The sequence below is a fragment of the Micromonospora sp. USAFONa4 genome, from assembly GCF_057197825.1.
Map to the genome: position 1 here is coordinate 5173697 of NZ_CM170072.1, position 14342 is coordinate 5188038.

Consider the following 14342-nt stretch of genomic DNA (forward strand, 5'->3'; position numbering starts at 1 on the left):
TCCCACCCGACCCGCCCGGCCCACAGGTCAGGGGGAGGGGCGGGCGCCGATCTGGGAGACCGCGAGGGCGCCGAGGTCGCCGGCGCGGCCCAGCGCCACCGCCGGCTGCGCGCCGTCGAGCCAGGCGGCCAGCAGCCCGGCCGCGAACGCGTCCCCGGCCCCCGTGACGTCGACCACCGACACCCGGCGGGCCGGCGCCACGGCCACCGAGGCGTCCCGGTCCACCCAGACCGCCCCGGCCTCGCCCTGCTTGACGACGATCCGCCGGGCGGAGGCCGACAGCGCCCGCCCCTGCGCCGCCGGGTCCAGCCCGCCGGCCAGCACCGTCGCCTCGTCGGCGTTGACCAGGAGCAGGTCGACCCCGCGTACCCAGGACAGGAAGGCCGCCGCGCCGACCCGCCGCAGCGGGGCCGCGGAGGCCGCGTCGACACTGGTGGTGAGCCCGCGCTCGCGGGCGGCGGCCAACGCCCGCAGCCCCGCCGGTCGGGACTCGGCGTCCAGCAGCGTGTACCCGGACAGGTGCAGGTGCCGCGCGTCCGGCGTCGCCGTCAGGGCCGCGTCGACGTCGCCCGGGGTCAGCCGCAGGTTCGCGCCCCGCTCGGTGATCATCGACCGCTCCCCGGCCGTGGCCAGCACGATGACCGTCCCGGTGGCGCGGTCGGGGCACACCCGCGTCGCGCAGTCGACCCCCGCCCGCTCCAACTCGGCCACCCGGTCCCGCCCGGCGTCGTCGTCGCCGACGGCACCGACCAGCGTGACAGGTACGCCCTGCGCGGCGAGCCAGGCCGCGGTGTTGGCGGCCTGCCCGCCGCCGCTGAACCGGATCGCCGCCGGCGTGTCCGATCCGGTGGACACCGGCCCCGTCAGCACCGCCACCACGTCGGTGATCAGGTCACCGACGACGAGGACGCGGCCTGCGGTCATGCCCCGGCGCGGCGGGCGGCCGCGGCGACGGCGATCCGGGCCGCGAGGTCGGCGTTGCGCAGGATGATCCGGACGTTCACCGCCAGGCTCGCCCCCTCGGTCGCCGAGTGGAAGTGCGCGAGCAGGTAGGGCGTCACGTCCTTGCCGGTCACCCCGTCGCGCTCCAGCAGGGCGAGCCCGTCGGCGAGGGTGCGGTCGTGCAGTTCCGGGTCGAGCTGCTCGTCGGTCGGCAGCGGGTTGGCCACGATCAGGCCGCCGTGGTGTGCGCCGTGCTGCTCGCGGGCCGCCAGCACGTCCGCGACCTGCTCCGGGGAGTCCAGCGACCAGACCAGGTCGAAGCCACCGTCGGTGATGAAGAAACCGGGGAAGCGCCGGGTCCCGAAGCCGACCACGCCGACGCCGAGGGTCTCCAGCCGCTCCAGGGTCGCGCCCACGTCGAGGATCGACTTGACCCCGGCGCAGACCACCGCGATCGGCGTACGGGCCAGGGTGACCAGGTCGGCGGACTCGTCGAAGGTCTGCGCCGCCTCCCGGTGCACCCCGCCGAGGCCGCCGGTGGCGAACACGCCGATCCCGGCGGCGTCGGCCACCGCGCTGGTCGCGGCCACGGTCGTGGCGCCGTCCGCGCCGGTCGCGGCGGCGAGGGCGAGATCGCGTACGGAGAGCTTGGCGACCCCGTCGACGGTGGCGAGCCGGGTCAGCTCCGCGTCGTCGAGGCCCACCACGAGCCGCCCGCCGACCATGCCGATGGTCGCCGGGACCGCCCCCGCGTCCCGGACGGCCTGCTCGATCTCGCGGGCCACCCGCAGGTTGTCCGGCCGGGGCAGGCCGTGCGAGACGATGGTGCTCTCCAGGGCGACGACGGGACGCCCGTCGCGCAGGGCGTCGGCAACCTCGCTGCCGTAGCGGATGTGAAAGTCGGTCACGTCACCACCGTACGGCCCCGGTCCGGGCGACATGAAGTGGACCGGAGCGGGGGTGACCTGCCAGACTTGACGGTCGGAGGTGCAGAAGTGAGCACAGAGGTTCTCGAGCGTCCGGAGCTGAAGGACGCCGACACCGGTCCCGAGATGTTCCACTACGTGCGCAAGGAAAAGATCGCCGAGAGTGCCGTCATGGGCACTTTCGTCGTCGCGCTGTGCGGGGAGACCTTCCCGGTCACCAAGGCCGCCAAGCCCGGCTCGCCGGTCTGCCCGAAGTGCAAGGAGATCTACGACTCCTGGGGCGAGTGAGCGCGGGCGACCCTCCCGGTCGCGCACGTAACCTTCGCCGGTGACCACCTCCACCGCCCTGCTCCTCGCCGACCTCACCGGGGTGGCGGTCTTCGCCGCCTCCGGGGCCTCCGCGGCGGTGGCCAAACGGCTCGACCTCTTCGGCGTCGTCTTCGTCGGCTTCGTGGCCGCGCTCGGTGGCGGGATCTTCCGGGACCTGGCGATCGACGAGGCGCCGCCGCTGGCCTTCGGCGACTGGCGGTACGCCGCCACGGCCGCCGTCACCGCCGCCGCCGTCTTCTGGCTGCACCCCCAGTTCGCCCGGCTGCGCACCACCGTGCTGGTGCTGGACGCGGCCGGGCTGGCGCTGTTCACGGTCACCGGCACGGTCAAGGCCCTCGACGCCCAGGTGCCGGCGGTGGGTGCCTGCGTGATCGGCATGCTCACCGCGATCGGCGGCGGTCTCGGGCGGGACCTGCTCACCGCCGAGATCCCGGTGGTGCTGCGGCGGGAGATCTACGCCGTCGCCGCGCTCGCCGGCTCGATCCTCGTGGTGCTGCTGGACGCCCTGGGGCACGCCAACGCCGCCTGGCTCACGGCCGCGGCGGTCCTCGTCTTCCTGCTGCGGCTGGTGGCGCTGCGGCGGCGCTGGTCGGCGCCGGTGGCGACCCTGCGTCCCCCACGTACGGGAACCCCCGGCAGTCATCCCTGACACGCGTGGCGGATGTGACCAGCGTGGCGTCGGCTGGGTCGGACGGCCCACGCTGGTTATGCTGAGTCGGCCTTCGCGGCACCATCTGCGCGGAGGCGTTTTCATGGGCGGCGGTACCCGTGGCCCTCGCCCGGGGTCCGCCGTCAGGCGGTCGGAGAGGAGCTTCCCGTGGCGGCCCGGTTGCCGGCGATCGAGACGTTTCCGGCACTGCGCGCATGGCAGCGCAAGGCACTCGTGGAGTACCTGCGTCGGCGGGACCCCGACTTCACGGCGGTCGCCACCCCCGGCGCCGGAAAGACCACCTTCGCCCTGCGGATCGCCGCCGAGCTGCTCGCCGACGGCACCGTCGAGGCGGTGACCGTGGTGGCACCCACCGAGCACCTGAAGACCCAGTGGGCGCAGGCGGCGGCCCGGGTCGGCATCCAGCTCGACGCCGCCTTCCGCAACGCCGACCTGCACTCCTCCGCCGACTTCCACGGCGCCGTCGTGACGTACGCGCAGGTGGGCATGGCGCCGCACGTGCACAAGCGGCGCACCCTCACCCGGCGCACCCTGGTCGTCCTCGACGAGATCCACCACGCGGGGGACAGCCGCTCCTGGGGCGACGGGGTGAAGGCGGCCTTCGAGGGTGCCGAGCGCCGGTTGATGCTCACCGGGACCCCGTTCCGCTCCGACGACAACCCGATCCCGTTCGTCGAGTACGAGCGGGGCGGCGACGGCCTGCTGCGCTCACGCGCCGACTCGGTCTACGGCTACGCCGACGCGCTGCGCGACGGCGTCGTCCGGCCGGTGCTCTTCCTGGCGTACTCGGGGGAGACCCGGTGGCGCACCAACGCCGGGGACGAGTTGGCGGCGCGGCTCGGCGAGCCGATGACCCAGGACCTCGTCGCGCAGGCGTGGCGCACGGCGCTCGACCCGGCCGGCGACTGGATGCCGCAGGTGCTGCGGGCCGCCGACGCCCGGCTGACCGTGCTGCGCAACGCGGGGATGCCCGACGCCGGCGGGCTGATCATCGCCAGCGACCAGCAGACCGCCCGCTCGTACGCGAAGCTCATCGAGCAGGTCACAGGCGAGCGCGCGGCGGTGGTGCTCTCCGACGACGTGGGCGCGTCGGCGCGGATCGCGACGTTCGCGGCGTCCGAGCAGCGCTGGCTGGTGGCGGTCCGGATGGTCTCCGAGGGCGTCGACATCCCCCGGCTGGCGGTCGGCGTGTACGCGACCAGCGCCAGCACCCCGCTCTACTTCGCGCAGGCGATCGGCCGGTTCGTCCGCGCCCGCCGTCCCGGCGAGACCGCCTCGGTCTTCCTGCCCAGCGTGCCGCACCTGCTCGGGCTGGCCAGCGAGATGGAGGTCGAGCGGGACCACGTGCTGGGCAAGCCCAAGGACCGCGAGGGCTTCGACGACGACCTGCTGGAGCGCGCCCAGCGCGACGACCAGGCCAGCGGCGAGCTGGAGAAGCGCTTCGCCGCGCTCTCCGCCACGGCCGAGCTGGACCAGGTGATCTTCGACGGCGCCTCGTTCGGCACCGCCGCCCAGGCCGGCACCCCCGAGGAGGAGGAGTACCTGGGCCTGCCCGGGCTGCTCACCGCCGACCAGGTGGCCCTGCTGTTGACCAAGCGGCAGCAGGAACAGCTCGCGGCCCAGCGCCGTCGGGCCGCCAGGCCGGCTGAGGCGGCCGCTGCGGCGCCCGCGGCGCCGCCGGCACCAATGAGTGCCGCCCAGCGTCGGGTTGCCCTACGCCGCCAACTGAACGCCCTCGTGGCCGCCCGGCACCACCGCACGGGGCAGCCGCACGGGAAGATCCACGCGGAGCTGCGCCGCCTCTGCGGCGGCCCGCCGAGCGCCCAGGCCACCATCGAGCAGCTCGAGGAACGCATCGCCACCGTCCAGACCCTCTGACGGCTGTCGACCGGCCCGCCACCGGTGCCCGGGAACGGGCGTGCCGGGCGGCTCGGGCGTGGCGGGCAGGGAGAGACGCCAAAAGCCGGCCGGAGGCCCCCTCAGGGGGCCTCCGGCCGGCTATGTCGTGGGTTTGCGGATCTCAGTTCGCCATCAGATCGGCGCCACGCCAGCTGAACTCCGGGTCCGTCGCGAACCGCACGGTGATCTTCACGAGATCCTCCGCGTACTTGTTCGCGTGGTGCCCACAGAACACCAGCTCGCTCCCACCCGCCAGAGTGATCCGGAGCTTGCCGGCAGCATTGCAGCGGTCGCACCGTTCATCGGCGGCTGGGGGAGCCACCGTCTCGGGCGGCGGCGTGAGGGTCGGGGTCATCGCCTTCCTCCTCTGGTCGTCACCGATGAACACTCTCTTCGGTCTTTGCTCACCTATCGTGCAACACCCTGTCCCGGCGCTGCCTTCCCTGTGTGCCCGCGGGGGACCGAGGTCACACATGGCAGGGACAGTGTGCCGTGCACCAAGGGTGCCACGTCAACGATCACAATCGTGCAACCGAACGATCACCTTCCGACGTTGCACGCCAGGTGGTCAAAACGACACGTTCGGTTGACGATCGCGATCAGTCCAGGTAGTCCCGGAGCACCTGCGAACGCGACGGGTGGCGCAACTTGGACATCGTCTTGGACTCGATCTGCCGGATGCGTTCCCGGGTCACCCCGTAGACCTGGCCGATCTCGTCCAGCGTGCGCGGCTGGCCGTCGGTCAGCCCGAAACGCAGGCGTACCACCCCCGCCTCACGCTCGGACAACGTCTGCAGCACCTGCTGGAGCTGATCCTGCAGGAGCGAGAACGAGACCGCGTCGACCGCGACCACGGCCTCGGAGTCCTCGATGAAGTCACCGAGCTGGCTGTCGCCCTCGTCGCCGATGGTCTGGTCCAGCGAGATGGGCTCCCGGGCGTACTGCTGGATCTCCAGCACCTTCTCCGGTGTGATGTCCATCTCCTTGGCGAGCTCCTCCGGGGTGGGCTCGCGGCCCAGGTCCTGGAGCAGCTCGCGCTGGATGCGGCCGAGCTTGTTGATGACCTCGACCATGTGCACCGGGATGCGGATGGTGCGGGCCTGGTCGGCCATGGCCCGGGTGATCGCCTGCCGGATCCACCAGGTGGCGTACGTGGAGAACTTGTAGCCCTTGGTGTAGTCGAACTTCTCGACCGCGCGGATCAGGCCGAGGTTGCCCTCCTGGATCAGGTCGAGGAACGCCATGCCGCGACCGGTGTAGCGCTTGGCCAGCGAGACGACCAGCCGGAGGTTGGCCTCCAGCAGGTGGTTCTTGGCGCGCTCGCCGTCGCGCGAGATCCAGCCCAGGTCCCGCTGCATCTCGCGGGTGAGCTTCTCCTCGCCCTCGTCGGCCGCGCGCAGCCGCTCCGCGGCGTAGAGCCCGGCCTCGATCCGCTTGGCCAGCTCCACCTCCTGCTCGGCGTTGAGCAGCGGGACCTTGCCGATCTGCTTGAGGTAGGCCCGGACCGAGTCGGCGGAGGCGGTCAGCTCCGCGTCGCGACGCGCCTGCTTGAGCGCCTCGGACTCCTCGTCGTCCCACTCGAAGTCGTTGTCGCTGGCCGAGTTGGCGGCGTCGGTCTCGGCGGCGCGGGTCAGCTCCGCCGGCTCCTCGACGACCACGTCCTCGATCGCGGCGGCCAGCTCCTCCGGGTCGATGTCGCCCTCGGCGCCCTCGCCCTTGGCCTTGCCGCCGGCCTTGGCCGGCTTGGCACCGGCCGCCGCGACCGTCGCCTTGGTGGCCCGGGTCGACTTGGTCGCCTTCGCGGGCGCGGCGGCCTTGGCGGCCACCTCGGCGGTGGTGCCGGTGGCCTTGCGCGGGGCGGCCTTGCGCGGGGCGGGCGCCGGGGCCTCGTCCGCGGCGGGCGCCTGCTTCGGGGCGGGCGCGACGGCCTTCTTGGTGGTCTTGGCGGTGGTGGCCCGGGACGCGGGAGTGGCCGATCGGGCGGCGGCGACGCGGCGGCGGGTGCTCGCCGAGCCGTCGACCACCACGGTCACTCCCGCCTCGGAGAGCGCCCGCAGGATCTTCTTGGCCTGGGCCGGAGTCACCTCGGCGGACTCGACGGTGCGCGCGAGCTGAGCCGACGTGAGCTGGCCGCCGGCGCTCTGCGCGTGGGCGATCAGAGTGTCGGTGAGCGAGCGAACGTCGGCGCCGGTCTGGCGGGGTTCTGTCACGAATGACCTTCCGGAGGCGAAGAGCGAGCACGGCCGGGTCGTCCGACGCAGAGCGGGGCACCTTGCCGGGCGATGTGGTTGAGGGACCCCCGTGTCCCGGGCCGGCCGGTCGTTGGCGGTCCGTCGCAGCGTGGGCAGGGGTGAATTGTAACGCCGTCTGCGGCGATCATCCCTCGCCGCACGGCGGACCGGCGGCGGGGACCGCCGATTCGACGTAGATGTGGACTTTGTAAGGATGGTACAGCGCGTGACCCGGAACACCCCGGCCGTGCGGGAAGGGGACGAACGATGGATCGCTCGGCGCCGGCGGAACTGCTGGACATCGCGGTCGAGGTGGCCCGGGACGCGGCCGCCACCGCGTACCGGATGCGGGTCGAGGGCGTGTCGGTGGCGGCCACCAAGAGCACGGTCACCGACGTGGTGACGGCCGCCGACCGGGCGGTCGAGCGGCAGGTGATCGACGCGCTGCGCCGGCTGCGGCCGGGCGACGCCGTCCTCGGCGAGGAGTACGGGGCGGGGGAGACCGGCCCGGTCGCCCCCGGCGGCGTCCGCTGGATCGTGGACCCGATCGACGGCACGGTCAACTACCTCTACGGGATCCCGCACTGCGCGGTGTCGCTCGCCGCCGAGGTCGACGGCGAGGTGGTCGCCGGGGTGGTGCGCAACGTCAGCACCGGCGAGGAGTGGACGGCCACCGCCGGCGGGGGCGCCTGGCGCGACGGCGAGCGGCTGCGCTGCTCCACGGAGACCGATCTCGGCCAGGCGCTGGTCGCCACGGGTTTCGGCTACGATCCGGGGCGTCGGGCGCACCAGGCCCGGGTGGTCGCCGAGCTGATCCCGCACATCCGGGACATCCGCCGGTTCGGCGCCGCGGCGCTGGACCTCTGCCTGGCCGCGGAGGGCCGGGTGGACGCCTACTACGAGAAGGGGCTCGCCGCCTGGGACCAGGCCGCCGGTGCCCTGGTGGCGACCGAGGCCGGGCTGCTGGTCGCCGGGCTGGGCGGGCTGCCGGCGGGCCCGGACCTGGTGATCGCCGCGCCGGCGGCGCTGTTCAAGCCGCTGCACGACCGCCTCGCGGACGTGGACGCCTCGGGCGGTCCCTGACCGGCCGGCGCCGTGCCCCCGGCGGAACCGGGGGCACGGCGTGGTCAGTCGTCCTCGGACATCGGGCAGGACTCGGCCGGTGCGACCGGCGCGCCGAGGTCGCCCAGGGACTGGTTGACCTCGGTGGTGGTGGCGAGCTGCTGGAAGCCGCCGCCGAGCACCACGTCGACGACGTCGTCGGTGCGCTTGGCGTCGTAGTCCCACTCGGCGTTGTCGAGGAAGTACGCCCGCAGCAGGTGCGCCGAGCCGACGCCCTTCGGGCCGTAGCGCAGGACCGCGATGTCGTCGATGTGCTTCTTCTCGTTGCCGACCTTCTTGACCTGGAACTTGCGGTTGCGGAAGTCGTCCGCGACGGTGCTGGCCCGACCCGGTTCGTCGGTGGCGTTGTAGACGTTGATCTTGACGTCCTTGGGTTCCCGCAAGGTCACGTCGGCCATCGGCCAGCCCTCGGGGCAGCCTCCGGCGAGGCCGGCGCTGCTCTGGGTGTCGCGGACCAGTGCGACGACCACGAAGACGAGGGCCAGCACCGCCAGCAGGCCGACGACAACGAGTGCTCGCACTCGTGCAAAGCTCATCAGGGTGCTCCCCGGACAGTGGGTGGGTGGTGGCGGCCGCCGGTGGTCGGGCCGCCCCGCCGGCCGTCGAGTACGCCGCTGAGGTTAACGGTTGTCCGGCCGTCGCGTGGAAACAGCCGGACATGCCGGCGCGCCATCCGGGAACCGGGTAGTACTACCCCTATCTTCGTGTCGCCTGAGTCACATTGGGAACAACTTCGCGTGCGGGGGCGTACATCTCAGCCACGAGGGCGGTATACATGCCTCGCCAAATGGGGGGGTATGGTTCCGCGCTCGTCGGGTGTTCCTTGGGGATGCCTCCGTCCGTGCTGTCTTCGGGTCGGGTGACCGACACAAGTGGTGGCCGGCCAGCGGAACCGAAACAGCGTCGTCCGGCGTTACAACCGGAAGCGACAACATCGATATGGGAGAGTGAAACCGATGGCCACCGACTACGACGCCCCGCGTCGCGACGAGGTCGACCTCGGCGAGGACAGCCTGGAAGAGCTCAAGGCCCGACGCGTCGACTCACAGTCGGGCGCCGTGGACGTCGACGAGGCCGAGGTGGCCGAGAGCTTCGAGCTGCCCGGCGCCGACCTGGCGGACGAGGAACTCACGGTCAAGGTGCTGCCGATGCAGCAGGACGAGTTCCGGTGTGCCCGCTGCTTCCTGGTGCACCACCGCAGCCAGTTGGCGGTCGAGCGCAACGGCGACCTGATCTGCCGCGAGTGCGTCTGACACCGTGCGTCCGCACCAGCGGCGGCTCCCTCGTCGGGGCCGCCGCTGCCCGCGTCGCCGTGCGGCATTCCCGGGGACCTGCTTGACTCGTCGACGGGTGACCGTCATGACGACGTCGGTCCATTCGGGAGGTCGGACCATGAGCGAGCGGAGCGAGTCCGGCGGCACGCGTGGCGCCGACCAGGGCCGGGCCGACGGCGCGGACGCCCCCGCCGCGCGGGACGCCCCCGCCGACGCGGTGCCCGCGCGCGGCACGGACGAGCTGGGTGCCACCGTCGCGGCCCTGACCGCCGACGACGTCGCGCCGGCGCGCCGGCGGCAACTGCTCGGCCGGCTCGTCGGGCAGGCGCGGGCGCGTGGGCTGACCGACCTGTTCAAGCCGAAGAGCGCGGTGCGCTGGATGGTCGACACGGTCGCCGAGGTCGCCCCGCACGTGCCCGTACGCGACCTGGCCACCCTGCGCCGGCACTTCGACGGCCTGGACGGCGAGGCGTTGGCCGAGCGGCTGGTCCGCAACGCCGCGCGGACGACGGCCGGCATCGGCGCCGCCGGCGGGGGAGTGGCGGCGGTCGAGTGGGCGGTCGCCCCGACCCTGCTCTCCGCGCCGGTCCTGCTGGCCGCCGAGACGGTCGCCGTGGTGGCGGTCGAACTCAAGCTGATCGGCGAACTGCACGAGGTCTACGGGGTCCCGGTGCCGGGCGGCGGCACCCAGCGGGCGGTCGCGCTGGTGCAGTCCTGGGCCGGCCAGCGGGGGATCAACCCGATGATGCCCGGTGTCGGCGTGAGCGCCGTGCTGGGCACCGCCGCGCGCAAGGAGCTGCGGGACACGCTGCTCAAGCGCTTCGGCCGCAACCTGACCACCCTCGGGCCCTTCCTCACCGGAGCGGCGGTGGCCAGCTACCTCAACCGCCGGGCCACCCGGACCATGGCGGACCAGCTCCGCAGCGACCTGCGTCGCCAGGCCAAGGCCCTGCCGGACGCCCCGCCGGCCCTCCCCGGCACCCGCTGAGCGGGCGGCCGGCACCGAGCAGGGGCCGGGTCCCCGAACGCCGCCGGACGGCGCTGGGCGGAGGGCGGCAGTCGGACGGGCAGCGGCCTGACGGACGGCTCCCGGGCAGCCGGGACCCGAGCAGAGGACCGGCGTCGGGCAGGGGGGGGACGGCGCGACGGGGCCGGACGGCTCAGGGCCGGGCGGCGTCGCGGGCGGCGAGGAGCGCCTCGGCCAGCTCGACCGGGTGCCGGGTGCTGACCACCCAGAACGGGGTGGGGTCGGCCGGGTCGTCGAGGACCACCTGCACGGCGCCGGGGATCCACGGCCGCTGCACCACGAACGCCAGCGGGTCGGCGCCGACCCCGAGCACCTCACGCCGGCCGGCGGCGTCCAACGGGACGACGTCGGCGACGAACCGGACGGGCAGCCGGGCGTCGTCCACCCGCAGCTCGTCGTCGCGTACGGCGATCCGGATCCGGCCCAGCCAGGCGAGGCCGGCGACGGTCGCCGGGAGCAGCACGACGAAGGGCAGCCAGGCGCGTACGCCGGGGGCCCCCATCCAGACCTCGAGGGCCAGCAGCGCGGCTGCGGCCAGGCCACCCAGCCACAGCCACCAGGGCAGACCGAGCCGCTCGGCGTGCTGCGGGGGCACCGCGGCGGGCGGCGCCGGGGACGGCGAGGATGGTGACAGGCTCACTCCTGCGAGGGTACGGCGCACGACGGGCGACGGAACCGGCAGGATGGCAGGGTCACCCCAGGAAACGGACGGAAGAGGAGAACCGTGACCGACGTCGTACCCGTGCCCGTACGGCAGCTCGACCCCGAGCTGCCGCTGCCGGCGTACGCCCATCCCGGCGATGCCGGCGCGGACCTGGTGGCCGCCGCGGACGTCGAGCTGCCACCCGGCGGCCGGGCCCTGGTCCCGACCGGCGTGGCGATCGCGTTGCCCGAGGGGTACGTGGGCCTGGTCCACCCCCGTTCGGGGCTCGCGGCCAGACTCGGCGTGACGGTGCTCAACGCGCCCGGTACGGTCGACGCCGGCTACCGGGGTGAGATCCTGGTCAACCTGATCAACCATGATCGGGAGACACCGGCGAAGATCTCCCGTGGTGACCGCATCGCGCAGCTCGTCGTTCAACGGGTGGCACGGGCGGACTTCCGGCCGGTGGCCGAGCTGCCCGCGTCCCGGCGCGGGACCGGCGGCCACGGCTCCACGGGCGGCCACGCCGGCCTGGTGCCGTCCCCGGCGGACGGCGGGCAGGACGCGGCCCCGGAGGCACCGGACGGACGGCGGTCGCCGGAGGTGCGGCGGGAAGAGCGGGACCGGGCAGGCGGCCGGACGGAAGAGGTGGCAGGGTGAGAGCGAACAGCGGAGGGTTGGCGCAGTGATCTTCTCCCGGAAGCGGGACAGTGCCGGACGGCACGCCCGCGACGAGCGGACGACCGAGGTCCTCGACTCGCACGAGGAGTCGACCCCGGCCCGCGGCCCGTACGACATCTCCGAGGCGCCCGAGGGGGTGCAGCGGCTCGACCTGGGCAGCCTGCACATCCCGGCGGTGCGCGACGTCGAGGTGCGGGTGCAGGCCGACCCGGAGGGCGTGATCCAGCAGGTCGTGCTCGTGCACGGCCCGAACGCGCTCCAGCTCGGTGTCTTCGCCGCGCCGCGCTCCGAGGGCATCTGGGACGAGGTGCGCGAGGAGATCCGCAAGTCGCTGTTCAACGACGGCGCGGCGGCCCAGGAGGTCCAGGGCGAGTACGGCATCGAGTTGCACGCCCGGGTGCGTACCCCGGACGGGCTGACCGACCTGCGGTTCGTCGGCATCGACGGGCCGCGCTGGATGGTCCGCGGCGTCTACCAGGGCGAGGTGGCCACCGACCCGGCCGCCGCCGGCCCGCTGGCCGAGTGCCTCGACGGCCTGGTGGTCGACCGGGGCCAGGAGGCCAAGCCGGTGCGCGAGCCGCTGCCGCTGCGGCTGCCCCGTGAGGTGGCCGACCAGGCGGTCCAGGAGGCGCCGGCCGACGGCAACCCCGCGCCCGCGCCCCGCGAGGCCTGACCGACGGTCACGACGCGCCGGGACCGGCCCCGTCGGCGTACGCTGGCGGGACGGTTCCGGCGTCGCCGGGGCCGTCCCGGGCGCCGGCGACGCGTCGGCCCAGCGTGGAGAGGGTGACGCGGAGGTCATGTCGACCGACGAGGGCCGGGGTCCGCTGCGCCGCATGCTGCGCCGGCTCACGGCGAGCGAGGCGGAGATCGAGGCGCAGGAGCTGCGCCGGGAGAGCGCCGAGCACGGCGGGGTTCCGGCCGGGCAGTGCACGCGGGGCCAGGTGGTCTCGGTGGCCGGTCGGCTGCGTACGGTGGTCTACACCCCGCGGACCAACCTGCCCACGCTGGAGGCGGACCTCTACGACGGCAGCGACGTGGTGACCCTGGTCTGGCTGGGCCGGCGGCACATCGCCGGGATCGAGCCCGGCCGGCACCTGACCGCGCGCGGCCGGGTGGCGGTGCGCGACGACCGCAAGGTCATCTACAACCCGTACTACGAGCTGGAACCGCCGAAGTGACCCGGTGGCCGCGGCGGACGGAAGGCGTGCGATGACGACGGGACAGCACCGGGCGGCACAGCCGGCGAGCGATCCGCAGGGCGAGGAGCCGCTGCCCACCCTCGCCGAGCAGATGGCCGACCAGCTCGGCGGCTGGCGGGGCCTGGTCGAGTCCAGCATCCCGGTGGTCGTCTTCGTGCTGGCCAACATCATCGGCGAGCTGCGGCCCGCCGTGATCGCCTCGGTGGTGGTGGCCCTCGCGATCGCCGGGCTCCGGCTGGCGCAGCGCCGCCCGGTCCGGCACGCGGTCAACGGGCTCTTCGGCGTGGCCGTCGGTGCCGCGATCGCCTGGCGCACCGGCGACGAGCGCGACTTCTACCTCCCCGGCATCCTCTACGGCATCGGCTACGGCCTGGCCCTGCTGCTCTCGGCCGCCATCCGGCAGCCCCTGGTGGGGTGGATCTGGTCGGTGCTGGTGGCCAAGGGCCGCTCCGAGTGGCGCTCCGACCCGCGCCTGGTGCGCACGTTCACCGGGCTCACCGTGCTGTGGGGCGTGGTGTGGCTGGCCAAGGTGGGCGTGCAGGCGGGGCTCTACCTCGCCCACCAGGACACGGCGCTCGGCGTGGCGCGGCTGGTGCTGGGCTACCCGCCCTACGTGCTGCTGCTGCTGATCACGGTCTGGACGGTCCGCCGGGTCACCCGGGAGACGGAGTCCGAGGCGCTGCCCGGCGGCTGAGGCCGCCGCCTCAGCGCTGCTCGCGGGTGCGCTCGACGCTGTCCGCCCCGAGCACCACCGCGCGGACCGCGTCCTCGACCTCCGCGGTGCACACGAAGATCAGCTCGTCGCCGGCCTCCAACGGGTCGTCCGGCGTGGGCACCAGCACCCGCTTGCCGCGCAGGATCGCCACCAGCGCCGAGTCGCGGGGCAGCGGGACCGCGCGCAACGGCTCCCCGACGTACGGGGCGGTCGGCGGCAGGGTGATCTCCACCAGGTTCGCCTCGCCCTGCCGGAACGTCATCAGCCGGACCAGGTCGCCGACGGTGACCGCCTCCTCGACCAGGGCGGCCATCACCCGCGGCTTGCTCACCGCGACGTCGACGCCCCACTGCTCGGTGAAGAGCCACTCGTTCTCGGCCCGGTTGACGCGGGCCACCACCCGGGGCACCGCGAACTCGGTCTTGGCCAGCAGCGAGACCACCAGGTTGACCTTGTCGTCCCCGGTGGCCGCGACCACCACGTCGCAGCCGGCGATGTCGGCCTCCTCCAGGCTGGCCAGCTCGCAGGCGTCGGCCAGCACCCAGTCGGCGGCCGGCACCCGGTCGGGGCGGAGCATCCTGGGCTGGCGCTCGATGAGCATCACCTGGTGGCCGTTGTCGATCAGCTCCTGGGCGATCGAGCGGCCCACGTTGCCCGCGCCGGCGATGGCGATGCGCATG

The 14342-nt window shown here is 73.9% G+C and carries 17 protein-coding genes; 10 read left to right on the plus strand and 7 right to left on the minus strand.

What is annotated here, in order from left to right:
• Window positions 1-27: 27 nt before the first annotated feature.
• Window positions 28-924, minus strand: coding sequence for a carbohydrate kinase family protein (locus AC0OO9_RS22825; RefSeq protein WP_484512221.1), 897 nt, complete (start codon window positions 922-924; stop codon window positions 28-30).
• The gene (locus tag AC0OO9_RS22830) at window positions 921-1850 is read right to left on the minus strand and encodes a pseudouridine-5'-phosphate glycosidase (protein ID WP_484512222.1); all 930 of its coding nucleotides are present in this window, start codon (window positions 1848-1850) and stop codon (window positions 921-923) included. The genes AC0OO9_RS22825 and AC0OO9_RS22830 overlap by 4 nt, the downstream gene beginning before the upstream one ends.
• An 87-nt stretch (window positions 1851-1937) precedes the next feature.
• Here AC0OO9_RS22830 and AC0OO9_RS22835 point away from each other — a divergent pair, with 87 nt between their 5' ends.
• The 3 genes from AC0OO9_RS22835 to AC0OO9_RS22845 all read left to right on the plus strand — a co-directional run bounded on the left by AC0OO9_RS22835 (window position 1938) and on the right by AC0OO9_RS22845 (window position 4746).
• Window positions 1938-2156: a DUF3039 domain-containing protein gene (locus tag AC0OO9_RS22835; RefSeq protein ID WP_089001394.1), complete on the plus strand. Its 219-nt coding sequence runs from the start codon at window positions 1938-1940 to the stop codon at window positions 2154-2156.
• Window positions 2157-2196: 40 nt separating this feature from the next.
• Window positions 2197-2847 carry a trimeric intracellular cation channel family protein gene (locus AC0OO9_RS22840; RefSeq protein WP_484512224.1) on the plus strand — a complete coding sequence of 217 codons (651 nt, stop codon included), beginning with the start codon at window positions 2197-2199 and terminating at the stop codon, window positions 2845-2847.
• Between the two features lie 168 nt (window positions 2848-3015).
• Window positions 3016-4746 carry a DEAD/DEAH box helicase gene (locus AC0OO9_RS22845; RefSeq protein WP_484512226.1) on the plus strand — a complete coding sequence of 577 codons (1731 nt, stop codon included), beginning with the start codon at window positions 3016-3018 and terminating at the stop codon, window positions 4744-4746.
• Between the two features lie 142 nt (window positions 4747-4888).
• Here AC0OO9_RS22845 and AC0OO9_RS22850 read toward each other — a convergent pair whose 3' ends face one another.
• Window positions 4889-5122, minus strand: coding sequence for a DUF7455 domain-containing protein (locus AC0OO9_RS22850; protein WP_074474066.1), 234 nt, complete (start codon window positions 5120-5122; stop codon window positions 4889-4891).
• Between the two features lie 244 nt (window positions 5123-5366).
• Window positions 5367-6977 (minus strand): RNA polymerase sigma factor, encoded by a 1611-nt coding sequence (locus tag AC0OO9_RS22855; protein ID WP_421457895.1) that lies wholly within the window; start codon window positions 6975-6977, stop codon window positions 5367-5369.
• A 288-nt stretch (window positions 6978-7265) separates the two neighbouring features.
• Between AC0OO9_RS22855 and AC0OO9_RS22860 the strand changes: the two genes are divergently transcribed.
• The gene (locus tag AC0OO9_RS22860; RefSeq protein ID WP_484512229.1) at window positions 7266-8081 is read left to right on the plus strand and encodes an inositol monophosphatase family protein; all 816 of its coding nucleotides are present in this window, start codon (window positions 7266-7268) and stop codon (window positions 8079-8081) included.
• Between the two features lie 44 nt (window positions 8082-8125).
• On the opposite strand, the gene AC0OO9_RS22865 is transcribed toward AC0OO9_RS22860, so the two are convergent.
• The gene (locus tag AC0OO9_RS22865; RefSeq protein WP_421458669.1) at window positions 8126-8641 is read right to left on the minus strand and encodes a LytR C-terminal domain-containing protein; all 516 of its coding nucleotides are present in this window, start codon (window positions 8639-8641) and stop codon (window positions 8126-8128) included.
• A gap of 435 nt (window positions 8642-9076) precedes the next feature.
• On the opposite strand from AC0OO9_RS22865, the gene AC0OO9_RS22870 reads away from it, so the two are divergent.
• Both AC0OO9_RS22870 and AC0OO9_RS22875 read left to right on the plus strand, forming a co-directional pair.
• The gene (locus tag AC0OO9_RS22870; protein WP_013284790.1) at window positions 9077-9373 is read left to right on the plus strand and encodes a DUF4193 domain-containing protein; all 297 of its coding nucleotides are present in this window, start codon (window positions 9077-9079) and stop codon (window positions 9371-9373) included.
• A 139-nt stretch (window positions 9374-9512) separates the two neighbouring features.
• Entirely contained in the window at window positions 9513-10382 is an 870-nt protein-coding gene (locus tag AC0OO9_RS22875) for a hypothetical protein (RefSeq protein ID WP_484512231.1), read from the plus strand.
• A 172-nt stretch (window positions 10383-10554) separates the two neighbouring features.
• Here AC0OO9_RS22875 and AC0OO9_RS22880 read toward each other — a convergent pair whose 3' ends face one another.
• Window positions 10555-11055: a DUF3093 domain-containing protein gene (locus tag AC0OO9_RS22880; RefSeq protein WP_421458670.1), complete on the minus strand. Its 501-nt coding sequence runs from the start codon at window positions 11053-11055 to the stop codon at window positions 10555-10557.
• Between the two features lie 90 nt (window positions 11056-11145).
• On the opposite strand from AC0OO9_RS22880, the gene dut reads away from it, so the two are divergent.
• The 4 genes from dut to AC0OO9_RS22900 all read left to right on the plus strand — a co-directional run bounded on the left by dut (window position 11146) and on the right by AC0OO9_RS22900 (window position 13641).
• Window positions 11146-11724: a dUTP diphosphatase gene (dut, locus tag AC0OO9_RS22885; RefSeq protein ID WP_484512233.1), complete on the plus strand. Its 579-nt coding sequence runs from the start codon at window positions 11146-11148 to the stop codon at window positions 11722-11724.
• Between the two features lie 25 nt (window positions 11725-11749).
• A complete protein-coding gene (locus AC0OO9_RS22890; protein ID WP_421457899.1) occupies window positions 11750-12418 on the plus strand; it encodes a DUF3710 domain-containing protein in 669 nt (222 codons plus the stop codon).
• Between the two features lie 127 nt (window positions 12419-12545).
• The gene (locus AC0OO9_RS22895; protein ID WP_132233037.1) at window positions 12546-12926 is read left to right on the plus strand and encodes an OB-fold nucleic acid binding domain-containing protein; all 381 of its coding nucleotides are present in this window, start codon (window positions 12546-12548) and stop codon (window positions 12924-12926) included.
• A gap of 31 nt (window positions 12927-12957) precedes the next feature.
• Window positions 12958-13641 (plus strand): DUF3159 domain-containing protein, encoded by a 684-nt coding sequence (locus AC0OO9_RS22900; protein WP_484512236.1) that lies wholly within the window; start codon window positions 12958-12960, stop codon window positions 13639-13641.
• Window positions 13642-13651: 10 nt separating this feature from the next.
• Here AC0OO9_RS22900 and AC0OO9_RS22905 read toward each other — a convergent pair whose 3' ends face one another.
• Complete coding sequence (locus tag AC0OO9_RS22905) at window positions 13652-14341, minus strand: potassium channel family protein (RefSeq protein ID WP_132233250.1); 690 nt, start codon at window positions 14339-14341, stop codon at window positions 13652-13654.
• Between the last annotated feature and the right edge of the window lies 1 nt (window position 14342).